This is a genomic window from Pontibacter qinzhouensis, assembly GCF_008017455.1.
Lineage (GTDB): Bacteria > Bacteroidota > Bacteroidia > Cytophagales > Hymenobacteraceae > Pontibacter > Pontibacter qinzhouensis.
Window position 1 is genome coordinate 55,884 of the sequence record NZ_VRTY01000012.1, and the last position, 25,390, is coordinate 81,273.

A 25,390-nucleotide genomic window follows, 5' to 3' on the forward strand; every position below is an offset into this window, starting at 1 on the left:
ATCCTGTTTAAATTAGCTTTCTTTGTAGGTTGAAGTAATTGCATAAAGATAAGATAGGTGGAGCTTGGAAAACGTATACAGCTTTTTTTTATAGGCAAGAAACAGTTTCTTTTTGGTGCAACTAGTATAATAGGCAGGCTTAGAATATGATGCATGATCAAAATCAGGACAGTGCTTTGGCAGTATTGCTTTTCGAAAAGTTGCAATATGGTATCCTCGTAACAGATGGCCAGGGTACCATTGTGTCGGTAAACGATGCGTTTGCAGCCTATGTGGCCTTGCCTGCACCAGCCTACTCTTATGCGGGTAAGCCCATCAGCTCACTCGGGGAATATGCTTTTTTAGCGCAGCCTGCTGTTGCTCCCGGTAAAAGTGCCGGACCTGTTACCACACGCATCACCGTTGATGGAACAGATTTTCGTTGCCAGGTCGTTGCCGGTATAGAGGTGGCAGGAGCTGGTGCTACAGGAATAGCCTGCATTTTAAGCGCGGAAGATGCTTTAGATACAGTTCCTCAGAAACCTGATCCAAAGCAGCAGCAAACGTTTACAGATCATAATCCTAATCCTGTTTTTAGTGTAAGTTACGAGGGGGAGCTGCTCTACCGCAATGCAGCCGCCCACAAGTTATTGCAGCAATTATCGGCCAAACGCCAGGCTGCACTGGGCAAGCTGCTGCTCCGCAAAATACGAAAGGCAGATAAAGACCTGTATACCGGCGAATGTGTGGTGTATCTGGGGCAGTCTTATTATAATTTCTCTGTGGTGCACGATCAGCACCACGAATTTGTAAGGCTCTACCTGATCGATATTTCAACGAAAAGACAGGCGCAACAGGCCCTGAAAGAAAGTCAGCGGCTGGTGCACAATATTATGCGTACGGTGCCGGGTATTATTTTTATTTATGAACCTGCTACTGGCAAAACCCTCTACACCAACAGTTATGTGGAGCAGGTGCTGGGCTATAACAGCGTAGATGTTGCCATTATGGGCGAAACATTCCTGTTTTCTATTATTTGCGAAGACCAGGTAGAACAGGTGCGCGCCAGGCTGCAGCGGATAGCCCATTCACCCTCCGACGATGTAGACGAATTAGAATACAAAGTAAAGGACAAAGCAGGCAATGTGCGGTGGCTCGCCTGCCGCGAGTCTGTTTTTGAACGCAATGCTGCAGGTCAGGTAACCCAGGTTATCGGGTCAGCCATCGATATAACCGAACAGAAACGCCATACCCAGCTGCTTGCCAAGCAAAAAGCTTTTTACGAGTCTATCCTGGATACTATTTCATCTGAAATCGTGGTATTCGACCATGAACTCCGCTATAAATATGTCAATCCTTCGGCCATCAAAGAAAAAGAAGTCAGGGATTGGATGTTAGGCAAGAACAACACAGAATTTGCAGCTTTCCGGAATTTGCCCGAAGAGCGATTTTTACACAGGTCTAAACATTTAAAAGAAGCACTGGAGAAAAAGGCACCGGTGCAGATGAGCGAAACCATTACAGATGAGGCTGGTGCTGCAACACACGTTATCCGGGAAATAAACCCGTTAATAGATGAGAAAGGCCGTGTGAAACTACTGGTTACATCGGGGCAGGATGTAACTGCGCTGCATAATGCACAGCAGGAGGCCCTTACCAGCGAGGCCTACAACAAAGCCATTTTACGCGCCATACCCGACCTTGTATTTATTGTAGACAAAGACGGTACCTTTAAAGCTGCCAACAACTCTGCCTACATCCCGATGGGTATGACCGAGGCGGAGCTGGTTGGCAAAAATTTGCGCAGCCTCCTGCCACAACAGCTCGCAGATCAGTTTCAGGAGCATTTCGACCAGGTTCTTCGTACCGGGCAGATAGCTACCCTGAAACACAACCATGACAGCGCCAAAGGCACCATTTTCTGCGAAACCAGAGTGCTGAAATATGACGACGATACCCTCCTGATGATGGTGCGCAACATAACCGAGCAGCACGAAAATGAGCTATTGCTGAAAGAGAAAGATGAGCTGCTCCGGCAGATTATGGATAACAGCTTTAACCTGATTTATGTAAAAGACGCCGCAGGAATTTACTCTTATGTAAACAATACGTTTGCTGCGTATGTTGGCAGACCTGCAGAAGAAATAATAGACAAAACGGCTTCCGGTGTTCTACGGCAGGCAGCCCAAAATGCTGCTGTTCAGGAAACAGATGCCAAAGTTCTGCGAACCATGTGCCAGCATACCATAGAGGAACCTTTCACTATCTATAACGGTCAGGAAGCCTGGCTCCGCATTGTTAAAAAGCCTCTCGTTGCCCGCTCCGGTGAAGTGCAGATACTTAGCATAGCCACCGACATTACAGAAGAGAAACAAGCCAAATTACAGCTGCAGAAAAGCGAGGAACTTTACCGGCTGCTCTCCGAGAACTCAAAAGATGTAATTTGCCTGCACGACACCGACGGCACCATTACTTTTATCTCAAAATCGGTAGAAGACCTGTTTGGGTATACACAAAGCGAAATGATCGGGATGTCGCCATTTGCTTTGCTGCACCCCGATGATGCCGTCCAAGTTAATTCCGATACTTTACGCGAGGTGCTGGCTCAGAAAAACAACACCATGGTAGACCTGCGCCTCCGCCGAAAAGAAGGAGAATATATCTGGGTGGAGGTTGCCATAAAACCTATTGTGAACAAAGAAGGTGAAACGTACAAAATACAAACCTCCTTCCGCGATATTTCTGACAGAAAAAAAGCCAGCGAAGCCCTAAAAAGCAGTGAGAAGAAGTACCGGGAGCTGATAAAACACAGCCAGGCCTATATCCTGACGCACGACATGGAAGGGAATATACTGTCGGTGAACCCGTACCTGTTGCATCAGCTTGGTTTAGCCGAAGCCGATGTGCTGGGCAAAGGTTTTCAGCTATTCTTTTCTTATACAAGTGCTCAGAGTTACCAGGAGTATCTGCAGCAGTTCGATAAAGTGTCGGCAGCCGAAGGGTTGTTTACCATAACCGACCGGGAAGGGGAGCGGCGGTACCTGTATTGCCAAAGCTACAAAGTGCAGGAACAGGGAGATGCTCCTTACCTGATCGCTATTGCGCAGGACATTACAGAGCGCATTCTGATAGAGGAGGAACTGAAGCGGGCTAAAGATGTTGCCGAAGAATCGGCGCGTGCCAAAGAGAACTTTCTGGCCAACATGAGCCATGAAATCCGGACACCGATGAACGGCATTATGGGTATGGCAGGTTTGCTCGGTAAAACAGAATTAACCCCGGCTCAGAAAAACTACCTCAACATCATTCGGCACTCATCCGATAACCTGCTGGTCGTGATAAACGATATTCTGGACTTTTCGAAGCTGGAGGCTGGTAAAATTACAATAGAACACATTCCGTTCAACCTAAGCGATACTGTTACGCAGGCTTACGAAACCCTTAAATACAAGGCAGAAGAAAAGGAGGTCAGCTACAGGTTAAAACCATTTCCGCCCGAACTGGCCACGCTCATGGGCGACCCGTACCGCCTGAACCAGATTCTGCTGAACCTGCTCAACAATGCCATCAAGTTTACGGAGCAGGGCTTCGTGGAACTTTCGGTAAGGCTGGTGCACCAAAACGAGGAGTTGCAGGAGCTGGAGTTTATGGTGCAGGACACCGGCATAGGTATTCCGGAAGATAAGCGCGAGAGTATTTTCGAAGGGTTTACGCAGGCTTACAGTAGTACAACGCGCAAATATGGAGGCACCGGCCTCGGCCTCAACATCAGTAAAGCACTTGTCGAGATGCAGAAGGGCCATATCTGGGTCGAGAGCCAGAAAGACAAAGGCAGTAGTTTTAAATTCACGATTCCATACAAAAAAAGTAAGTCTCAAATTAATCCTGAACCTGCGGCCGAGCTTAACTTTAGCGAGCTCCAGCACCTGCACGTGCTCCTTGCCGAAGACAACGAAGTAAACGTGTTTCTGGCCCGATCGATAATGGAAGAATGGGGTGCCACTGTAGATGTAGCCCTAAACGGAGTAAAGGCAGTTGAAATGGCTAAGGAACACTATTACGATGTTATTTTAATGGATATCCAGATGCCGGAGCTTAATGGCCTGGATGCCACACAGCTAATACGCTTGCTGCCAGATCAGAAAAAGGCCAACGTTCCGATTATTGCCCTCACTGCCAATGTCATTAAAGGCGATGCTGAAAAGTACATCGATGCCGGTATGAATGATTATGTCTCCAAACCATTTCAGGAAGAGGAGTTGTTCCTGAAAATTAAGGCGGCACTACCCGCTGATGCACCTAAAACGATGGCAGAAGAAGAAAGAGCTGTATACCAGGTGCAGGTGCAGGAAGAGGAGCCAGACCAGCCGCTATACGACCTGTCGTTGCTCGAAAAAATGACCCGTGGCAACCAGAACATGATCAGGAGAACGAAGCAGATTTTTGTAGACACAGTACCTAAAACCGTAACGGAACTGGAACTGAAATACAAAGCTGCAGACTGGCCTGGTGTAAGTGCCACCGCTCATAAACTTAAACCGACCTACGACCTGCTCGGAATCGAAAAATTGCACAAGGTAATCCGCGAAATAGAACTTAACGCCAAGCAACAAGCAAACCTCCCGGAAATAGGAGCGCAGGTACAACTGGTGGTGCAGGTATCTGACCAGGTAGTGCAGCAGTTGCAGAAAGAGCTGTAGGTTAAAAAAGATGTTTGATACTGGATATAAGGCCTTTTGTTAGTTAAAAGTTGATTTTTATTCTTTCATCCTCTCATTCAAAATTTCTTCCAATCAACCATCTAACAAACAACAATCAGCAATGAACAACCAGCAATTATTCAAATGAAAATGGCCTTCCAAAGGTTTTAAGGCTATTTTGAGTCAAGGGTAGTGAGTAGCTAACGGGCTCAACTACAGCTCCTGTAACAGAAAAAAAATTGGTGAGGTGAACTTAGTGCGGGGGCTGCTTATCTTTGTGGCCAGGGAAATGTAAACAGGAACAGCATGTTTGAAAAGCAACCGGAATTAGAGCAGACGAAGAACCTCAGAGATCATCCTTTTGAGTTTGCGTTCCCATGTTTTTCCTTCGCCAGCCTTACCAGTAGCTTTATCCTGCAGCACAGCCTGGTTCCAATTTCCACGGATGCTTTGGAGGTAGCCGATATTCAACCGCAGTTCCTGGAGATAAACTTTGGCTCGTTTGTAAGGCCGGCAAGCACTATATACTTTCCGCGGGTAGAGGTGAGCCACATTGGGCAAACGCTTGTGCTCTCGTGCGGCTGCCGCACTCCTAAAAAGAAATTATGTGAACACCAGGCGCAGGTGCTGTTGCTGCTGATGACCTGCCCCGAAATTCGCGCTTTCTTCGACGAAGACTTGCGCAACCAGAAATTCAGGCAAACCGCCATTGCTTACGGTCTCGAAAATGAAAAGAACCTGCACGACTTCTTTGACTTGGAGTACGCTGCAAAAGAACTTAGCGTAAAGCCCAGGCTAAAGGAGCTGTTGCCTGCCGAAAAATTAAACCAGGCTTACCTGAAAGAGCGCCTGCTGCCCCAGCAAAGCAGCCAGCTGCCCGCAGCCATGAAAAAGGAACGGTTGCAGCAGGTAGTGATCCTGAGCCAGCATAAATTCTACAGCCATTTGTGCCTGGAGCTTTTTGAGGCCCAAACCACGCTAGATGGTAAGCTGAAAAATCCGTTGGTGGCAGTAGATGCCCTGGACCTGCTCTGGGAAACAGATAAAAGCGAGGAGTTGAAGTTCTTCACCGGCATCTCCAAGTTCCATAAAAACTACAATACCGGCAGACCAGCCTCCGACCTGGTTGCCTTAAAAGCCATTTTGCAGAACCCTTTGCAGCTGCCGTTCTACTGCCACAACCCGGCAGTTTCGGCCAACATTACAGCTGCTTCTGTTGTGCCGGCCAGCGTAAGCCTGCTGCCCATAAACCTGCGGCTGGCGGTAAAAGTAACCGGTCAGTTTTATGAGGTAACAGGGCAACTGGAGGTAAACGACTATAGTTACGACCTCGAAAAGCTACAACTCCAGTACACCTATTTTGTGCAGTTGCAGGGCATGCTGTACCTTATCGATAACCTCGATTTTCTGCGGATAATGGAGTTTTTTAAGCAGCACAACAACAAGTTGCTGCTGCACCGGTCTAAGTTCGAGGAGTTCAGGAAAAAGATATTGGCAGAGCTGGAGAATAGGGTCCACATATCGTATGCCTACCTGAAGCCAGCCACACCCACACAGCTGGAGCAACAGGGCTTTAACCAGGAGTTGGAAAAAATAATTTACCTCTCCGACTCCGAAAATTTTGTGCTGCTAACGCCGGTGGTGCGCTACGGGCAGGTAGAGATTCCGGTTCTTTCTAAAAAACAGATTTACGCCACCGATGCCCTTGGCAACGCTTTTCTGGTGGAGCGCGATGTAGAGGTAGAGCTGAAGCTGACAGCAGCGCTGCTCCTGCAACACCCTGATTTTAAGTCCCAGCTGCACCGCGACCACTTTTCGCTGCACAAAAAAGAGTTTCTGGAAGAGGCCTGGTTTTTAGAAGCTTTTGAAGCCTGGCGAAACCAGAACATTACGATTCTTGGCTTTAACCAGATAACCAAGAACAAGCTAAATCCCAACAAACCCAAGATCTCTATTATCGTGACCAGCGGTGTAGACTGGTTCGATACCTCGATAGATGTGCGTTACGGAAAGCAGCAGGTAACAATAAAGCACTTGTACAAGGCCATCCGGAACAGGAGCAAATATGTGCAGTTAGGCGATGGTACCCTGGGTATTTTGCCGGAAGAGTGGCTGCAGAAACTGGCTGGTTATTTTAAGGCAGGCGAGGTGGTAGAGGAGCAACTCCGTACCCCAAAAATTAACTTTTCAGGCATAGCCGCCTTGTATGAGCAGGAGCTCCTGACAAATGAGGTAAAGGAAGAGCTGGCCCTGTACCGCGCCAAATTTACCAACTTCGAAACCATAAAAGAGGTGGCGGTGCCCCCGGAGCTGCAGGCTACGCTACGGGAGTATCAGAAACAAGGCCTTAACTGGCTTAATTTTCTGGATGAAATGAATTTTGGCGGTTGCCTGGCCGATGATATGGGGCTCGGGAAAACATTACAGATTATCTCATTTATTTTGTCGCAGCGCCAGAAACGGCAGCACAACACTAACCTGGTGGTCGTACCGACTTCGCTTATCTTTAACTGGCAGGCCGAGGTCGAAAAGTTTGCACCCACGCTCCGGCTCCTGACAGTTTACGGGGCAGGCCGAACAACAAATACCGACGAATTTGACCAGTACGAGATCATCCTTACTTCGTATGGCACCTTACTCTCCGATATCAGGTTTTTAAAGCACTACCGGTTCAATTACATTTTCCTGGATGAGTCGCAGAACATCAAAAACCCCGATTCGCAGCGGTTTAAGGCAGCGCGGCTACTGCAATCGCGGAACAAAGTAGTGCTAACCGGCACGCCTGTCGAGAACAACACCTTCGATGTGTACGGTCAGTTTGCCTTTGCCTGCCCCGGCTTGCTGGGTACAAAGCAGCATTTTAAGGAGCATTATTCCTCTCCCATAGATAAATTTAAAGATGGCAAGCGGGCACTTGAACTGCAGAAAAAAATTGCTCCGTTTATGTTGCGGCGCACCAAACAGCAGGTAGCTTCAGAACTTCCCGAGAAAACCGAAATGGTAATTTATTGCGAGATGGGGGAGGAGCAGCGGCGCATTTACGATGCCTGCGAAAGAGACGTGCGCGATTTTCTGCTGAACCTGCAGGAAGAAAACCTGCCTAAAACCAGCATGCAACTGCTGCAGGGGCTCACCAAGCTCCGGCAAATCTGCAATTCGCCTGCTCTGCTACCCGGCGAGTTAGATTATGGCCAGGCTTCTTCTAAACTAGACACGCTGCTGGAGCAGCTGGAAACAAAGGCCAGCGATCACAAAATTGTGGTGTTCTCGCAGTTTGTGGGTATGCTGAACTTAATTGCCAAAGCCTTAGAAGCCAAGGGAATGGCTTATGAATACCTGAGCGGCAAAACACGTAACAGAGCAGCTGTGGTGGAGTCGTTTCAGGGTAACAGTGCGGTGCGGGTGTTCCTGATAAGCCTGAAAGCCGGCGGCACGGGCCTTAATCTAACCGAAGCAGATTATGTGTATCTGGTAGATCCCTGGTGGAACCCTGCCGTAGAGAACCAGGCCATAGACCGGACGTACCGCATCGGGCAGAAAAAGAATGTGGTGGCCGTTCGCCTGATCTGCCCCGATACCATTGAAGACAAAATCAGGAAGCTACAGGAGTCTAAAAAGCAGCTGGTGCAGGACCTGGTAAAAACCGACTCCTCTATTTTTAAATCGCTCACCAAAAAAGATCTGCTTGGGCTGCTGGGTTGAAGCCGTTTGCAAAGTATGTCCAAAAATTGCTTCCTGAAAACGAAGCAAACGCAGAAAAGTACTGCTACTTTTGCCCTGGTTCTTTTCTGAATGATAACATGAATATTCAATCTGTTTTAGAGTTGATTGGTACCTTTGTATTTGCCATGTCGGGAGCACTGGCGGTGGGCGAAAAAGGGCAGGAGCACGACTGGTTTGGTGCCAGCTTTATTGGTTTTGTTACGGCTATTGGCGGCGGTAGCCTCCGCGATGTGCTGCTGGGAAGCTACCCCCTGGTATGGGTGCAGGATGTGCGCCTGCTGTACATTATTCTGGCAGGTATTGTGTGTGCCGGTCTGTTTTATCCTTTCGTTATAAAATTGCGCCGCACTTTCCAGTTGTTCGATACCCTGGGCATAGCGCTTTTTACGATTGTAGGCACAGAAAAAGCCATTCGCTTAGGTTTTAGTGCTGAAGTAGCAGTAATTATGGGTATGTTTTCGGCGGTGATGGGAGGTGTGCTCCGCGATATGCTCACAAACGAGATTCCGGTGCTTTTCCGGAAAGAGATTTATGCCAGTGCCTGTATGGCAGGTGCCATACTGTACCTGGTGCTGTATGACCTGGGCCTGGAGCGAAATACTACTTTTCTGGCTTCGGTTATTTTTATCATCGTCATCAGGTTGCTGGCTCTGAAGTATAACCTTAGCCTTCCAAAATTTGGCCGCCACCCGAAGCAATTATAAGCCAATTTTACAGGACCGACCCTTGGCCTTCCGAAGCTGATTTTGCTTTGGAAGGCCATTTTTATGTAAATAATTGATGTTACGCTCGTTTATCAGTAAGACTTTTATAAGTTTAGCTCCGGCTGTCTTGGCAACTGTTTCATCCGGTGCCCTTAGGCTTTACTGTTGCATTGTTGTGGCTCCGAGCGCTCAAGGCTGGGGAAGGGCCCCTATATTAGCGAGGCCTCCTTCTCGGGCATCGCGCTGCTGCATCTTTCCTGTCCGCAGGCGGGCTGCCGTTCCCGCGGCACCGGAAACCTGCAAAGGCGCTCAACCCGAGAACTGGTATCAAGTGCTACGAGCCTCAGCTACACCGCCAGTAAATTAATTTATAGGTTTGGGAGAATAAAATTTAACAGAATATCCTTAGTGCGTAACATCAATAAATAATTTGAATACACTGCTATACAACCTGATGCTGCGCCAAATTTAAAACGCCTAGTCTGGCAGCTCGGAGCAGCCTATAACAGTTATAGCACGTAACCCTAGCCTCAGCAGGTGCACCTGACAGAGGTTCTTGCGCTGTAGCTGCTGCCTAAATTAAGTTGTGAAAGCAGCTATCTGTATGCCAGGGTTTACTACGAATTAATAGAATGAAAACAGCCTTCCGAAGGTTTTTTATTTAAATTCATCCAAGGGTCAAGCTATCTTTCACTGCATCTGCCCACGTTCCCCAGCTTTCTAACTAGACCTATATTGAACAAAAATAAAATTTATGAATCTTTTTTGGAAAATACTTGTATATACATTAAATGTACATACATTTGTATGGTAGATAAACACAACTTATAACCATTAAAAATAAAAAGATCATGGCACTAGTTAAATGGGCAATAGACCCCACACACTCAGAAGTACAGTTCAAAGTAAAGCACCTGATGATAACCACTGTTACCGGTTATTTCGAGAAGTTTAATGCAGAGGCTGAAACTGAAGACGATCAGTTTACTGCTCCTCAAAATATTGTGTTCACGGCAGATGTAAATTCTATCAGCACGAACAACGAGCAGCGTGACACGCACCTTAAATCTGCTGATTTTTTTGAAGCGGAAAAATTCAATGAGATTAAGTTTGTAGGTAATAAATACGAAGCAACTGGTGGCAGCGACTTTAAACTGCACGGCGACCTTACCATAAAAGGCACTACAAAGCCTGTAACTGTTCAGGTGGAGTTTGGTGGCATCGTGGTAGACCCTTACGGTCAGACAAAGGCCGGATTTACGGTATCAGGTAAAATCAGCCGCAAAGAGTTTGGCCTTACCTGGAATGCAGTAACAGAAGCAGGCAGTGTTGTGGTGAGCGACGAAATTAAGCTGCAAGCCGAAATTCAGCTGGTAAAGCAGGCTTAGCCAGGGCAGCAGCAGCAGTAGAGCCTGCTGCCTGTAAGCAGGGAGCTACTGCTGCCCCGCAACAGCTGGTGCCACGTACAATTATAACCAATCGCCGGATCTGTTTTTTTGCGTATAAAATCTGGCTATCAATAAGTTTGAGATCATGGAAAATAAAATATTAGGCCTGCACCACATTACGGCCATTGCCGGAAAGGCAAAACAAAATCTCGATTTTTATACAAATATACTAGGGCTTCGACTGCTTAAAAAAACAGTTAATTTCGACGATCCGGGTACTTACCATTTGTACTATGGCGATGAGCGTGGGAGTGCCGGTACCATCCTTACTTTTTTCCCTTACGAAGGCGCACACCTGGGTACAGCAGGCCCGGGAATGGCTACGCACATAAGTTATGCGGTGCCTGCAGGTAGCCTCGATTTCTGGAAAAACCGTTTCGAAGCTTTCAGAGTAAAAGTGGGCAAATCTGCCGAGAAGTTTGGGGAGCAGTACCTGCCTTTTCAGGACCCTGACGGGCTGCAACTGGAGCTGGTAGAGCCCAGGGTTGCCGATACACGCGCCCCCTGGACTACAGCTGAAGTAGGAGCCGATGTGGCCACCCGAGGATTTCATGCTGTAACCTTAACCTTGCGCAACATAAAGGCAACAGCAGCCATCCTGACGGATATATTTGAATACAAGCTTGTGGCGCAGGAAGGTAATGTGTACCGCTACGCTACAGAAGCTGTTCCACATGCCGCCATTATAGACCTGGTGGAGGCCCCCGGTGCTACAAGAGGAGAGGGGGGAGCCGGAACAAACCACCATATTGCGTTTCGGGTTAAAGATGAAGAGGTGCTGATGCAGTTCCGTAAAAAAGTAGCGGCCGGTGGTTTTAACATTACAGAAAAAATAGACCGCAATTATTTTTACTCTCTATACTTCAGAGAGCCGGGTGGTGTCTTGTTCGAAATCGCAACCGATAACCCTGGTTTTGGCATAGATGAGCCTTTCGATCAGTTAGGATCCAGCTTACTCCTGCCGCCGCAATACGAGTCGAGGCGAGCTGCCATAGAGGCTATTTTGCCGAAACTGGATTAGCACAAAACCGCGCAATCTTTTAAAATACGACTGCATGTATACACACGAAAAAGATATTAGAGCGTACGGCAAGCCCTTGCAAGAGAGCGGCAAGGCGTTGCTACTGGTTCATGGCAGAGGCGCAACGGCAGAGAGCATTCTGATGCTCCGACAGGAACTTGAGGTGGAAGACTTCTCGTTGGTGGCTCCTCAAGCCACCAACCATAGCTGGTATCCGTATAGCTTTATGGCGCCTGTTTCACAGAACCAGCCAGCCCTCGACTCTGCTCTCGACCTGCTGCACACAGCTGTAGAACATTGTAAAGCGGAAGGTATAAAAAGCGAGAATATATACCTGCTTGGTTTCTCGCAGGGCGCCTGCCTTACAGCAGAATATGCTGCTAGGCATGCCCAGCGGTTCGGTGGTTTGCTGTTGTTTACCGGCGGCTTAATCGGTTCGGTAATCGATACTGAAAAGTACCAAGGTGATTTTGCCGGTACTCCTGTGCTAATTACCACCGGTGATCCGGATCCACATGTACCGGTAAGCCGCGTAGATGAAACGGTGCAGCTGCTCGAAGAAAAGGGCGCTATAGTAACCCGGAAAATCTACAAAGGCAGGCCCCATACCATATTGCAGGAAGAGCTGGAGCTGGCAAACCAGATGCTGCGAAGTTAGTAGTGTGATTTTTATGTTAAGTAAAGCCCTGTGGGTAGGTTGGATGTGTCAGATGAGGGTGTCTTTTTGTACATTTAAACCGGTAACAAATGAAAACGTCATGGCCTTCCTTATCTTTTGCCGAAGCGAAAGAAACTTACCAAACACTGCACCTCTGGACGCAGATTGTGGGAAAAATCAAACTTGTTAAAATGCCGTGGGTAAACCACTCCTGGCACGTAACTATGTTGGTAACTCCTACAGGCCTTAGCTCCGGCACCATTGTAGATGGAGATACCAGCTTCCAGATCGATTTCGATTTTTTACAGCACCAGCTGCAGCTAAAAACCAGCAACGGCCAGTTTCATGCTATCAGCCTCGAAAAACTATCGGTCTCTGGCTGCTACCATAGCTTATTACAGGTACTCGCCGACTGCAATATTGAGGTTCAGATAAATACCACCCCCAATGAGTTGGTAGACCCAATTCCGCTGCACCAGGATGAGGAGCATGACACATACAACCCACAACACGCTGCTGCCTTACACAAAGCCCTGCTGCTATCGCAGGCGGTGATGCAGGACTTCCGCGCCAGGTTTATAGGCAAGAGCAGCCCGGTGCATTTTTTTTGGGGAAGTTTCGATCTGGCAGTTACCCGCTTTTCTGGTAGAGAGGCGCCTAAACATCCGGGTGGTGTTCCTAATTTACCTGATTGGGTGGCACAAGAAGCTTACTCACACGAGGTAAGCAGTTGTGGTTTCTGGCCCGGCAACGATGCCGTACCGTTTCCCGCATTTTATGCTTATGCCTACCCTGAGCCAGATGGGTATAAAGAGGCTGCCGTACAACCAGCGGAAGCTTATTACCACCAGGAGATGCGGGAGTTTATACTGCCTTATGAGGTTGTGCAACAGGCTGAAAATCCATCTGCCGCATTAATGGCATTTCTGGAGAGTACATACACTGCCGCTGCCGATCTTGCCCGCTGGGACCGCAATTCATTAGAGGTTACTCAATTTCAACCCTAAATCCTGGTCGATTAGCTGCAAAACAAAGGCTTGTTTGTGTGGATCTAACTTTAGCAGGCGAATAAGTGAAGTGTAGTTTAACTACTTTATAAGAGATCTTCCTATGAGCTCTTGTTAGTTTAATTTTATTTGGCCTAATTCTAAATTACACAGAAAGTAGTCCTTTGCCACATCTATTTCTTGAATAATATGGTATACTAGGCTATAAATCAATGTGTCATTAAAATATAAGAATATGGAAGCGACCTGCAATCATTGCACCCATTGGGAGCAAGATCCAAATAAAGTGCAATTACAAAGCAATGACTTCGGCGTGTGTGACGAGCTAACCGGGCAACATGCCATGCAACCAGAATATGTGCTACCCTTGGTACACGAAGTTTCTGGTAACGATAATAAGCCTAAACAATTTGAAATGATAACTGGCGCCATGTTCGGCTGCAACCACTTCAGCGAGCGTAAGCGTTGGGTATAACATCCATGTATCAATATATGCCTGAAGCCCCGGCATAACAAGAGTATATTAGCTCCTGTTATGCCGGGGCTTTAGATTTTTGGTGCTGCTGGGTTTACCGGGCAAGCAGGTTTTAAATGTCTGTTCTTGCAGCTTTACCATAACAGATTTATTTGTTGTGCAGGTGCAAAAGTGCTCGGTATTAATATCTTAATCAGTAAATTCTGCGTAAAGCACAATTCTACAAAGCAGCTTATGTATAGAGAACCAGGCTTTTCGGACATAAATAAAAACGAGAAGAGCGCAGGCACACCGCCAGCGTCTAATCTGGTGGCTGAGCCAAAACCTGCCTTGAGCATGACCGACGCCATCGCCGTTATTGTAGGCATTGTGGTCGGAGCGGGTATTTTCCGGACACCATCGCTGGTAGCTGCTAATGTTGCCAATGGCGGCATGTTTCTGCTGGTGTGGGTGTTAGGCGGGCTTGTATCGCTGATTGGGGCACTCTGCTATGCAGAACTTGCCACCACTTTTCCGCATACAGGTGGCGATTACCATTTCCTGAGGAGGGCATTCGGTAAGCGGGTGTCCTTTTTGTTTGCCTGGGCACGCATGAGTGTCATTCAGACTGGGTCTATTGCCCTGCTCGCCTTTATTATTGGTGATTATGTAGCACAAATAGTGAGCTTCGGTGCTTATTCATCTGTGGCCTATGCGGCGTTGGTTGTGGTGGTGCTTACAGGTATCAATATAATAGGCGTTAAATCGGGGGCAATTACTCAAAAAATGTTAATGGTCCTCGAAATTGCAGGAATTCTCCTGGTTGTGGTAGCAGGTTTGTTCTTTGCCCCATCAGAGGCAGCAACTGTAACTACGCCAACTGCCGACCAGCCAACTAATGCGATTGGGTTAGCTATGGTATTTGTGCTGCTCACTTTCGGAGGCTGGAACGAAGCCGCCTACATCTCTGCCGAGTTACGCTCCGGGCGTAAAGGTATGGCCAAGGCACTCATTTTAAGCATCTTTATAATTACAATTACTTACTTGCTTATAAATTTGGCTTTTTTTAACGCACTCGGTTTACAAGGCATGGCCCAATCGGATGCGGTGGCTGGTGACCTGATGTCGGTTGTATTCGGCGAAACAGGGGTTGTACTGATCGGTGTAATTGTTTCGGTAGCTGCACTCACTTCTGTTAACGCCACTATTTTTACGGGTGCCCGCACTAACTATGCGTTGGGTCGCGATTTTCCGGTTTTCAGTGCGCTTGGCAAATGGAATGCCCGCACCTCATCGCCGGTTAATGCCTTTCTGGTGCAGGGAGGTATATCGCTGGCCTTGATTGGACTTGCACTTTTTACACGTAACGGCTTCGAAACCATTGTGGAATACACGGCTCCTGTTTTCTGGTTCTTCTTGTTGCTGGTAGGCATTTCCTTGTTTGTTTTAAGGCGAAAAGAACCTCACCTGGAGCGCCCTTTCCCGGTTCCGCTCTACCCGCTAACGCCTATTGTTTTTTGTCTTACAAGCGCATATTTGTTGTATTCCAGCCTGGCATATACCGGTCTTGGAGCTTTAGTAGGAGTGGGGGTATTGGCAGTGGGTGTGCTGCTACTGCTTGTTCTACCTGCTGTAGACAAATAGTATATCTAAGTTATGCTTGGGCCTGTTTGCAAAAAGAAGAGGATCAAATAAGTGTAGGCAGGGGAGGTTTACCGGCTGGTGCTGTGTAAGGTAAAAAGGAGAGAGTTCGAAGCCAGGTTTTAAAACGAAGCAGGAGAACTCGCTTCGTTCATATTGAATTTTCCTAGTTCCAGTGTACTGTTATAGTTTAACAATTTAATCTTAAAATTATGAAAATTTTTAGAAACTCACTTTTTACGTTACTCTTCATGCTATTGGCCACTGCCTTTGCAGAGGCACAAACTTCGGCTACCCGTCCTATACTGGATGTGCCTTATGTGCCAACACGCCAGGTAGTAGTAGATGCGATGCTTGATTTGGCCAAGGTATCTGCAAACGATGTTTTATTTGACCTTGGTTGTGGCGATGGCCGCATTGTTATTACCGCTGCCCAAAAGCATGGTGCTACCGGCACAGGCGTAGACATAGATCCTGACCGCATTAAAGAAGCCAACGAAAACGCTAAAAAAGCAAATGTATCAGATAAAGTTAATTTTGTGGAAGGCAACCTGTTCGAAATGGATTTCAGCAAGGCCACTGTGGTAACACTTTACCTGCTGCCCGACATTAACCTGAAATTACGGCCGCAGTTAATGAAGCAACTCAAGCCTGGCACACGCGTGGTATCGCATGCTTTTGAAATGGGCGACTGGAAACCCGAACAAACTGTAAATGTAGACGGTGCCACTCTGTACCTCTGGACCATTCCGGAAGGAAAATAATACTTGCTGCAGTAAATCATAAACAGCTGATTTTATGTGAAAGAGCAGCGTTGGTAGTTATTACGGTAACTATCAGCGCTGCTCTTATTTATATAGCTCCAACTTGATGAACATGTATATCAGTGCTCATTTGCAATCGAAATGACATAGTTGATTATTAAGGGTTTAAACCGCAAAATGCCTGTTCTGGTAATTTTATTGTGGCAGAGGTTATTCTGGTACTTTATTCATTTTAGCTTTTGCCTGCATGCACCAGAGCAGTTCCTGCATAAACCCATTGGCTATTTTGTCAGTTGTAGCTTTGTCTGTGGGGTTGCCTGCTTCATCATAACTATCCTGCACTTTCGAAACCTGAAATTTTGCCGGAGCTACCCAGGCTCTTATTTTCCAGAGCGTAAACAACAGCGAGGTCATTACCTGCGAACCGCCAAAGGTGCCCCCTGATACTGTTACCAGCCCGATTGGTTTTCGGTACCACTCGTCGTAAAGCAAGTCCAGCACATTCTTCAGGCTGGCCGGGTAGCCACCGTTGTACTCCGGAGTGGCTATTATCACACCATCAGCCTGTTTTATGCGGTTGGCAAAGTCCAGCATCTGCTCTGTCGGTTCTTTCTGGTATTGCAGCCTTTCCTCGAAAACCGGGAAATTATATTCTTTGAGGTCTAGGATTTCGGTGGTGGCTAGCTTGTTCTCTGTAATATACTTCTGGAAAAACAAGGCGACCCGGTGCGTTTTGCGACCTGTGCGAACGCTGGAGGAGATAATGGCAATATGTTGCATGGGGTGTTGCTGGTGTGGTTAAAAGCTGAGTTACCTGTTACGACTGCTGTTTGTAAGAGGTTTTCTATCAGGTTTGTTTTGCTTCTTGTTAAATGCGGTAGTTACTACATACCTTTCCGTAAATTCTCAGGCAATCCCAGCTATTTCAGCTTCTGCCACTAGCGGCAATAAGCAGATTACGACTTTTGCTCAGGTAAACATCAATTATTCAAATGAAAACGGCCTTCAGAAGGATTTTCAGTATTATTCTAGTCAGGGAGTTTCAGGAGTTCATCCATGGTAAAAGCATTTTGCCGGCCTGTGTATTTTTGCCGGATGCTGGTAACTTTCTGCTCCGATATGTGGGTGGCCTTATTGTTCCAGGACCTGCGGATGTAGCTCGCCAGTTCTGCCAGGTCTTTGTCGCTAAGTTCGCTGTTATTACCAAAAGCAGGCATGTCGCCGTTTATTTCCGGAGCCTGGTAAAGTTTGCCGTTCACCAGAATAGGGCCGGTTAACCCGTGCAGCAGGATCGGGATTAACCTGTTTTCAGATCCTGTTACCCATTCCGATTTGTTTAAAGGCGGGGCCAATGCTTTCATGCCTCCTCCATCGGCTCCGTGGCACGACTGGCAGTGGCTAACATACAGGGCTGCTCCTCTGGGAAACTGCCGATCTACCAGCTCCTGGTTTTGCCGTGTTTTAGCCTCCGCTTTAGCAGCTATAACCTGCTCCAGTTTAAGGCAGAGGGCAAGGCAGGAGTCGTTGTGTATGGCCAGGGCTTTTTGATAAAACGCCTCTTCACGGCCCTGCAGGTTGCTGATCAGGGCATCTGCTACAAAGTTATTGTTCGGGTATTGTTTCAGTAGTGTTTGTAATAGGCCATCGGAAGAGGCTTTGCTGAAAGGCTGTATGGTGTTGGCAAGGTAAGCAATGACGGGAGCTGCCAGGGTATCGTTTTGCTGCAGTAACTGCTGCAGTGCCGGCACATACTTCCGGTAATTTTTGCGAGTCAGCACGGAGGGTAAGGTGCTTAAGGCCTGCATCCGTACCGGCCAATCAGGGTGTTGCAGCAGGGGCAATACATCAGTTTCCTGTAAAGCATCTAACCCTTCCAGCGTCCAGAGCGCGTGCAGGCGCGGCAGTGGCTGCTGTGCTTGGTGCAGAAGCTGGCGAAGCGCCGGAATAGCCTGCACCTGTTTCTTATCGATCAGCAATTGCTGCGACCTGTCGCGTACCCAGCCGTTGCTATGCTGCAACAGCCGCACCAGCTTCTCCGGGTCCTGGGGCAGGAGAACAGGTTTTACTTTTTTACCTTTTGGCACAATGCGGTAAATGCGTCCGCAGGAGAGCGGCTGGTTCAGGGACCGTTGCATAATTTCCTGGGCCAGGTAATCTGTTAAAAAATGCTTGTGCTGAATAATGCCCCGGTACATATCCAGCACATACAAAGCGCCATCCGGACCGCTATAGAGGTTTGCCGGCCTGAAACGTTCGTCTTCGCTGGCCAGAAACTCTTTTCCGGTATAGGCTTGCTCCCCGTGCACCTGGTACCCTTGCTGTTGCAAACGGTTTCGTTTTATCAGGTTACCGGCTGGCTCGGCCACAAAAGCATCAAGGTAATATCCGTCTCCAAACAAGGTGCCGCGGTTAAGGGCTGGTCCGCAGGCTGCCGTAAAGTTTATTAAGCGTAGGTTTTCATCGAGGGTGCCCTCCATATAGCCACGGTTAACGCCTGTTGTAGCCCTTGCCGGGTACACGCGGTTATCAGGTACAATGTTTTCGTTAAACCCAGCCAGGCTGCGCTGGTTACTGTTCGTGGGCCTGAAGCCGGGGCTTAAGAAATCGCCGAGCAGGTTCTGGGAGTTGTTGTTATAGTAGAGCCGGCCATAATCGTCTTGCGTAATGCCCCACTGCCCCCTGAAATGCGTTTCTTCTTTCAGCCATTTGTTGCCCTTCTTCCTGTAGCGGGTACTCGATTTGGCATTGTAAATCCAGTTATCCAGGGCGCGCAATAAGCCGTTCGGCTCGTGTTCTACATTAGCACCTGAGGTGTACTTATCATCAACGAGCGTTTTTTTGCCAGGCCGGTTGCCGTTTATTTCGTAAAACCAAAGGTAAGGTGGCTCAGCTACCAGCAAGCCATTTTCTATGAGGCAAAGGGCGCGTGGCAGCACCAGCGAGTCGAGAAAAATGGTTCGTTTATCGTAGTGGCCGTCTCTGTTCTGGTCTTCCAGAATTATTATTTTACCTGTCGGAAGCTCTTCTCCGGTGCCAGCCGTGTCGGGCATGTAGTTCATCATTTCAGCCACCCATAGCCGCCCCTGTTCATCAAAGGTCATGGCAACAGGCGCAATAACAAGTGGCTCCGCGGCTACCAAATCCACCCGGAAACCCTCTTCCAGCTGCATTTTTTTCATGGAAGCCTCCGGCGATAGAATCGGAGAGGCAGCATACATTTCCCGGATCGCCAGAGAATCTGGTGCTGTTGTCGCAACTGCTGCCTCAGCTTCAGCAGGAGAGGTATCTTGTTGACACCGAACGAAAAACAAAAGTAAGCCTACTGAAAATAATACTGCCTGGATACTGCGTGTCATGAAGTGAAAAATGTAATAAAATTGGCACTTGCCAGCAGATTAGACCTGCAAGCGGTTAAATTTACTCCTGCCTAACAAATGTTAGGAACTAAAATAAGCGTTTAAGTTTTAAATGCAGCTGTTAAGTAGCTTAAATATTTGAATTCTGTTTGGGTAAGGTGGTTGCTATAGTTAATTACCACATTAAGATCTGGTGGACCCTTGAAGTAAAAAGGTTATTTTTTCTTCTGGAGGCCTTTTTCATTAGCATAATTTAATCAAGCCATTGTTATTGGCATCATGCAGGGTAGGAGGTGTGGCTTCAGGAGGATTGAATTAGCAAAAACATAACCTTGCAGGTAAGGTGTTTCGTATGGTAAGTAAAGATGCTTCAGACATACATCTGGATTTTTTAACATTGTAACTGGTGCTGCTAAAGCCGGCCAGTGTTTTTAAAAATTAAAATGATATTTCTGGAGCTGCAAATTATTCATTTTTAGAAAATAAATCATGGAAAACAACAACAATATGTCGCTATCGAATATGCTGAAAAACCCCGGAGACCTGTTAGAAATAGCAAGAAACCCAGGCAAATTTGGCCTCGATACGTTTAAATCGCTGAGTAACCAGCAGAAGCAATATGTAGCTTTTGCAGCGGCAGCCGGCCTTTTGATTTATGGCTACATGGTCAACAGGCATTAATTTGTCGAAGCCTATTTAAAAAGCCGTTGCTGAATAACAGTAGCGGCTTTTTAATTTATAGGAGGTTGCAGAAGCTTGCCAGCTTCTGCTGAGGAGCTTCGTCAAATTAAAGATCAGACATATTACAAACAGCGATACAATGTATCGGGACTCAATGTGTAGCCATCTATCGTAATCCATTCGCTATTATTGGGAAAACTTATTTCATCACAAAAGATCAATAGCAAACAGAAATGCTAAAGATATTTCTCATAGTTGGCTGCCTCTTCATTTTCAGAATTGCATTTACTCAAGGAGATGTCTGCGACCTGTAAGATAATAGTCAGCGTGCTGTAACTCTTCTGATCTTAAATTAATCTCAACCTGATCTTATCGTTGCATAGGAAGGAACTAAAATAAGCCTGTTTTGGTACTAATTACATTCAGGTAAGTGTGCCGGGTTCAGGAGTAATTATTCAAATAAAAAAGGCCTTCCAGAGGCCCGTAACGTATTTTTCTTCCCAGGTATTTATTTAAATAGTTCAGAAGCGAATGTAATTGTTGAACTTGCTTACTGGAGTTCCGGTAGAAGGAGTCTGAATTTAGCTGAATAGTATGTACCTGTTGAAAACAGTATTTAATAACAAATTAACAAAGCACAGTTAGTGCATCCATTTTAAAGGCAATCTATGTTTTAGAACTTCTACTCTCAATGAAAAATAGTTTTCTTCTCTACCTTTTACTCTTGTCTTTGTTTTTAGGTTGCACGCCTGACAAAGAAAATTTTCCTGAGCCAGAGATCTTGCAACACGACCAGCTCATTTCTTTTAAATTTCTGAAGGAACACAACCCACAGTTAGATGCTGATGTGGTGGCGACCTTTGCCGGCAACGTGGTACAGGTCGACCTGCCATCTTCTGCCTGCACCGATAGCCTTGTAGCTACTTTTGAGACTAAACACCACGCGAAACTTTTTGTGGGTAAAAGGGAGCAGCAAAGCGGGGTCACGGCAAATGCTTTTGCAGGACAGGTAGCCTACAAGGTCATAAGGCCAGACAGAACCCTGCAACATTACAATGTGGATGCCTTGCAGAGCTTTCCGGAACTCGATAAAAAGCTGACTATGCTGATGCAGCAGTACCGGATTCCGGGGCTCTCGATTGCCATTGCCCGAAACGAGAAACTGGTTTTTGCGAAGAGCTATGGCTATGCCAGCAAAGAAAGAAAAGATCCTGTACATAATGCCAGCCTGTTCCGAATTGCCAGCATCTCTAAACCTATTACCGCAATAGCCATTCTAAAACTGGTGCAGGACCGGAAAATCTCACTGGATGATTACGTCTTTGGGCCTAACAGCATCCTGGGTAACAATTTTGGCATACCTCCTGCGGGCTCAGCTGTCAGCCAGATAACGGTGCAGCATCTGCTTAACCATACCTCCGGGTGGACTAATGAACCAACCGATCCTATGCTGACTCATGTGTCGCGCTCACAGAAACAGATTATAACAGAGGCTGTGCAGGGCCGGCAGTTAAAGTATAAGCCTGGCAGCACCTATAGCTACTCTAACCTGGGGTATTGCATACTCGGCAGGGTGATCGAGAAAGTAACAGGCAAAGCGTACGAGGAATATGTCCGGACAGCGCTTTTATTGCCAGCCGGAGTAGAGAGTATGGTAATTGGAGGTAGTACAGCAGCCCAGCGATTGCCAGAAGAAGTAACATACTACCAGCAGGAGTGGAACCCTTATAGCCTGAATATAAGCCGCATGGATGCCTATGGTGGTTGGTTGGCTACAGCCTCAGATCTTATGCGGCTAATGGTGCGCATAGATCGAAACCCTGCTAAACCAGATCTTATTGAATCGCCGCTACTGAGTCAGTTCTATTTTGGCGCCTCTAACTGGTTTCATTCTGGCTCATTGCCTGGCTCTTCTGCTTTTATAACCCGGCTCAATGATGAATATAGCCTGGTGATGCTGGCAAACACGCGCGACAACACCGATGGTACTCTTTTTTTTAAGGAATTTTACTATGCTGCCAGAGCCAATATAGTAGCTAAAAGAGAATGGACAACCCTGGATTTGTTTGAGTATAATATATAAGCTTAAGAAGCTTTGAATATGAGCTCGAAAGAGGTAGTGTTGTTCTGTTTTTACTTGTTATTTAAACTGAGTTTTATGTAAGCTTTGTCTTTTAGGGTGCAATTATTCTAATGTAAATGGCCTTCCAGAGATATTTATAGCTCCTGATTTCCTTATGTTAACACACTGGAAATTATGTTGGCTCTGTAAATTAGTTTACAATAAAAAAGGCAACTCCTTAAGTTGCCTTTTTTATTGTAAACTAATTTAGCATTATCCACCTGTCGTACCTCCGGTTGTTCCACCTGTTGTTGTACCACCTGTAGTTCCGCCATCAGTAGTTCCGCCAGTTGTTGTACCACCCGTTGTCGTACCCGCTGTAGTTCCACCTGTTGTTGTACCAGCTGTGGTGCCACCATCAGTAGTTCCGCCAGTTGTGGTACCCGCTGTCGTACCACCCGTTGTCGTACCATCTGTTGTGCCACCAGTCGTAGTGCCGGCAGTTGTGGTACCAGTCGTAGTACCAGCAGTTGTGGTACCATCTGTTGTCGTTCCAGCCGTAGTGCCTGCAGTTGTACCTGCTGTTGTTCCAGCTGTAGTGCCTGCAGTCGTGCCTCCAAAGTCATCATCATCGTCATCACATGAAGTGATGAACACAGATGTGCCTAAAAACGCTGCTGCAATAAATGGGATCCAGTTCTTTTTCATAGTAGCAAATATTGTTTTTATTAAAATTATGTAAGCGTTTATACGGTGCTAATAGAAAAAGTATTTGTTAATAAGTTATAAAATGAAAATGATAAAATTATGTAAGTATTTATAACATAGATATTTGCAGTTTTATTTATAAAATTTAAATGTAATTAATTATAAGACACATGTTTTTTGGTATATTTTTATTTCTAAATAATGTTATATTTTAATGTTGATGTAACCTCCTGATTCGCAGCAATTTATTATCTACATATAAGGCTGTTGTTTTGGTATGAAGGGTTAATTTCAGGAAATGAGCACAGAGATCTGGAAGCAAGAGCGCAATTGAAGGCTCCGTATAAACAACTATTTGTTAATTATTATCTTCTGAAGTTCTGTTAATACAAGGTTTACACATGCCATAGCAGGAACTCAACTTCTCGCTCTTCCATGTTAAATTCGCTCCATTTCAACAGAATTATGAAATAATCTGCGTCTTATATCCTGCGTCTTTTGTCTCTTCTTGACTATGGAAGGCTGATTTCATTAAAATAATTGCTCCTGAACCATTGGAACAGGATTCAACGCTAATGCACGTGATCGTACTCCCTTTCGAAATTCTTCTGTATGGAAACCGAGCAATATATGCCAGTAACTCTGGAATTCTGCAGATGCTGGATTTAGACAAACAAACTTGAAATATTTTATGGCCTTAGAAAAACACCCATTATTCTAAAAACATATCCTTCCAAAGGCGTAAAGAGGTTTTCCTGATAACTAAGTACATGCAATTAAAGAAGGTCTGAATACCCTTGGAGCTTTTCCGGTGATTTTTCTTCTGAAGGCCATTTTCATCTGAATAATTGCTCTTCCACTCGACACACAACTTACTTGCATGCACTTAGTTGATCCGACAGCATTTACTTAGTGCTGCTCTACATTAGTTTTTACAAGAAATCAACACCGAAAACAACAAGTCATTCGCGACTTAAGGCAGCAGAGCGCTAGGCTTCTGTTTTATACAGGGTTTCGAACAGGCGGTATTTGTATGCAGGGTATTCCCGCATAACAGCGACCATAGCGAACAGCGACATGCCGATAACAATGGGGTAAATCAGGTACAGAAGAGGGTGCAGCAGTGGCAGAAACAGTAAGCCAATCAGCACCACCGCCAGCATACTGTAGAGGTAAGATGTTTTGGCACTGAAACTCAGGATGCCTCCCTTGACTGTTTTGGGGCTAGTGAAAGAGGCTATAATGCCGATAGGAGTAAGCACCAGCACCGATGCCAGGTACATCAGCAAAATAAAGGTAGATTTTTCCTGGTTAAAAAACACTACATAAGCTACTACCAGTGCTGCATCCAGGAGCAAAGGCAGCCGGAGAGGCAACAGGCTTATTTTTAGAAAAGCTTTGTAGTCGCTGGTGGTGCGCTCGGTGGTGAGCCACAGGTTCTTGTAAAAGCCCCACACATTGTTAAATACATAGGTGTAGATAACCAATGGACCTGCAAACAACCAGAAGGATGGATTTTTATCGAACATGTGGACACCTTTCGCCATAAACACTATAGCATCTACGCCAAGCATCAGAATCTTGAATCCAAGGCCAAACAGCAGCAGCTGACGCGCCATTTTATGGTTGTTGAACAAACGCCAGCCCAGGCTGCGGCGTGCGTTATGGCTGTAGTTCACCACTTTTCGTTTTGGTTCGAAAGCAGCTTGCTCCAGCAAATAATTCGAAGCCAGAAAAGCAGCTACGGCTGCCAGGTGCACTACCAGCATAATGGCTGAGGATGCTGGCTCAAACATGGGTGCTTTTACCTGCAGTGCCACAAAAGCACCAGCCATAACCGCTGAAGATGCAAAGTGCCGGCTAAGCCATTTTATCTTACGCTCAATGAACAGCTGCAGCGACCGGCGCGTAATGTGAGCCGTAAAAAATACCAGTATACTTTGCAGAAAATGCGTCAGGGTGTAATCCGGCGACATCAGGAAAAGAATGATCAGGAAGTTGAGCAGCACAAAATAGAACGGCGACACCAGTTCCACTACCAACTCGGTCCAGAAGCGCTGCCAGGCATTAACCGGAAAAATACGGCTGATGAAATCTGCTTTCGGGATATAAGCCGGAAAAAAACTGCGCATGATCGTAATGGCCAGCAGCGCTAAATTTGCGTAGCTCAGAACTTTATCTACACTTGGGTTAATGCCGCCTTCGTGTGCTTTTTGAAGCAGAAAAGTAAACAGCCAGCTATAAAAACCAGCCAGAACCACACCCACTGCCAGGAGTAAGGTACGTTGCGTCCGCTTCTGACGGAAATAGCTGGTTAGCCGTGCCTGGCAAGAATATATGATTAAATCCATCTTCTACGTTTATAAATTAGGAGTTAGAGGGTTAGAAAGTTAGAGAGAATGTAGATTGAAAAGTTTTGTAGTTTCTGTCTGAAGGTCAACGGTAAGCCCCCAGTTTTCAACTTCTTCCAAAAATAACTTCTCA

16 protein-coding genes are annotated in these 25,390 nt (G+C 46.5%); 12 read left to right on the top strand and 4 right to left on the bottom strand.

Going from position 1 to position 25,390, the window contains the following annotated elements; all coding sequences use genetic code 11:
• Positions 1 to 146 precede the first annotated feature (146 nt).
• From FVR03_RS04890 to FVR03_RS04935, 10 genes are all read left to right on the top strand, one after another.
• Positions 147 to 4,679, top strand: a complete 4,533-nt coding sequence (locus FVR03_RS04890; RefSeq protein WP_147920648.1) for a PAS domain-containing hybrid sensor histidine kinase/response regulator — start codon at positions 147 to 149, stop codon at positions 4,677 to 4,679.
• A gap of 306 nt (positions 4,680 to 4,985) precedes the next feature.
• Positions 4,986 to 8,381 carry a DEAD/DEAH box helicase gene (locus FVR03_RS04895; protein WP_147920649.1) on the top strand — a complete coding sequence of 1,132 codons (3,396 nt, stop codon included), beginning with the start codon at positions 4,986 to 4,988 and terminating at the stop codon, positions 8,379 to 8,381.
• 98 nt (positions 8,382 to 8,479) lie between these two features.
• Complete coding sequence (locus tag FVR03_RS04900; RefSeq protein WP_147920650.1) at positions 8,480 to 9,106, top strand: trimeric intracellular cation channel family protein; 627 nt, start codon at positions 8,480 to 8,482, stop codon at positions 9,104 to 9,106.
• Between the two features lie 851 nt (positions 9,107 to 9,957).
• Positions 9,958 to 10,494 (top strand): YceI family protein, encoded by a 537-nt coding sequence (locus tag FVR03_RS04905; RefSeq protein ID WP_147920651.1) that lies wholly within the window; start codon positions 9,958 to 9,960, stop codon positions 10,492 to 10,494.
• A 145-nt stretch (positions 10,495 to 10,639) separates the two neighbouring features.
• Positions 10,640 to 11,575 carry a ring-cleaving dioxygenase gene (locus FVR03_RS04910; RefSeq protein WP_147920652.1) on the top strand — a complete coding sequence of 312 codons (936 nt, stop codon included), beginning with the start codon at positions 10,640 to 10,642 and terminating at the stop codon, positions 11,573 to 11,575.
• A gap of 34 nt (positions 11,576 to 11,609) precedes the next feature.
• Positions 11,610 to 12,233, top strand: a complete 624-nt coding sequence (locus tag FVR03_RS04915) for an alpha/beta hydrolase (RefSeq protein WP_147920653.1) — start codon at positions 11,610 to 11,612, stop codon at positions 12,231 to 12,233.
• Positions 12,234 to 12,322: 89 nt separating this feature from the next.
• The gene (locus tag FVR03_RS04920) at positions 12,323 to 13,240 is read left to right on the top strand and encodes a DUF5996 family protein (RefSeq protein ID WP_147920654.1); all 918 of its coding nucleotides are present in this window, start codon (positions 12,323 to 12,325) and stop codon (positions 13,238 to 13,240) included.
• A gap of 235 nt (positions 13,241 to 13,475) precedes the next feature.
• Positions 13,476 to 13,715: a hypothetical protein gene (locus FVR03_RS04925; protein WP_147920655.1), complete on the top strand. Its 240-nt coding sequence runs from the start codon at positions 13,476 to 13,478 to the stop codon at positions 13,713 to 13,715.
• Positions 13,716 to 13,949: 234 nt separating this feature from the next.
• Complete coding sequence (locus tag FVR03_RS04930) at positions 13,950 to 15,338, top strand: APC family permease (RefSeq protein WP_147920656.1); 1,389 nt, start codon at positions 13,950 to 13,952, stop codon at positions 15,336 to 15,338.
• A 209-nt stretch (positions 15,339 to 15,547) separates the two neighbouring features.
• A complete protein-coding gene (locus tag FVR03_RS04935) occupies positions 15,548 to 16,099 on the top strand; it encodes a class I SAM-dependent methyltransferase (RefSeq protein ID WP_187270041.1) in 552 nt (183 codons plus the stop codon).
• A gap of 210 nt (positions 16,100 to 16,309) precedes the next feature.
• On the opposite strand, the gene FVR03_RS04940 is transcribed toward FVR03_RS04935, so the two are convergent.
• Both FVR03_RS04940 and FVR03_RS04945 read right to left on the bottom strand, forming a co-directional pair.
• Complete coding sequence (locus FVR03_RS04940; protein WP_147920657.1) at positions 16,310 to 16,879, bottom strand: NADPH-dependent FMN reductase; 570 nt, start codon at positions 16,877 to 16,879, stop codon at positions 16,310 to 16,312.
• Between the two features lie 248 nt (positions 16,880 to 17,127).
• Positions 17,128 to 19,455 carry a DUF7133 domain-containing protein gene (locus FVR03_RS04945; RefSeq protein WP_147920658.1) on the bottom strand — a complete coding sequence of 776 codons (2,328 nt, stop codon included), beginning with the start codon at positions 19,453 to 19,455 and terminating at the stop codon, positions 17,128 to 17,130.
• Between the two features lie 489 nt (positions 19,456 to 19,944).
• Here FVR03_RS04945 and FVR03_RS04950 point away from each other — a divergent pair, with 489 nt between their 5' ends.
• Both FVR03_RS04950 and FVR03_RS04955 read left to right on the top strand, forming a co-directional pair.
• The gene (locus tag FVR03_RS04950) at positions 19,945 to 20,136 is read left to right on the top strand and encodes a hypothetical protein (RefSeq protein ID WP_147920659.1); all 192 of its coding nucleotides are present in this window, start codon (positions 19,945 to 19,947) and stop codon (positions 20,134 to 20,136) included.
• 781 nt (positions 20,137 to 20,917) lie between these two features.
• The gene (locus FVR03_RS04955; RefSeq protein WP_187270042.1) at positions 20,918 to 22,219 is read left to right on the top strand and encodes a serine hydrolase domain-containing protein; all 1,302 of its coding nucleotides are present in this window, start codon (positions 20,918 to 20,920) and stop codon (positions 22,217 to 22,219) included.
• Between the two features lie 252 nt (positions 22,220 to 22,471).
• Here the strand turns inward: FVR03_RS04955 and FVR03_RS24265 are convergent, their stop codons facing one another.
• Both FVR03_RS24265 and FVR03_RS04965 read right to left on the bottom strand, forming a co-directional pair.
• A complete protein-coding gene (locus tag FVR03_RS24265) occupies positions 22,472 to 22,906 on the bottom strand; it encodes a hypothetical protein (RefSeq protein WP_187270043.1) in 435 nt (144 codons plus the stop codon).
• Positions 22,907 to 23,895: 989 nt separating this feature from the next.
• Positions 23,896 to 25,257, bottom strand: coding sequence for a hypothetical protein (locus FVR03_RS04965; protein ID WP_147920661.1), 1,362 nt, complete (start codon positions 25,255 to 25,257; stop codon positions 23,896 to 23,898).
• Positions 25,258 to 25,390 lie beyond the last annotated feature (133 nt).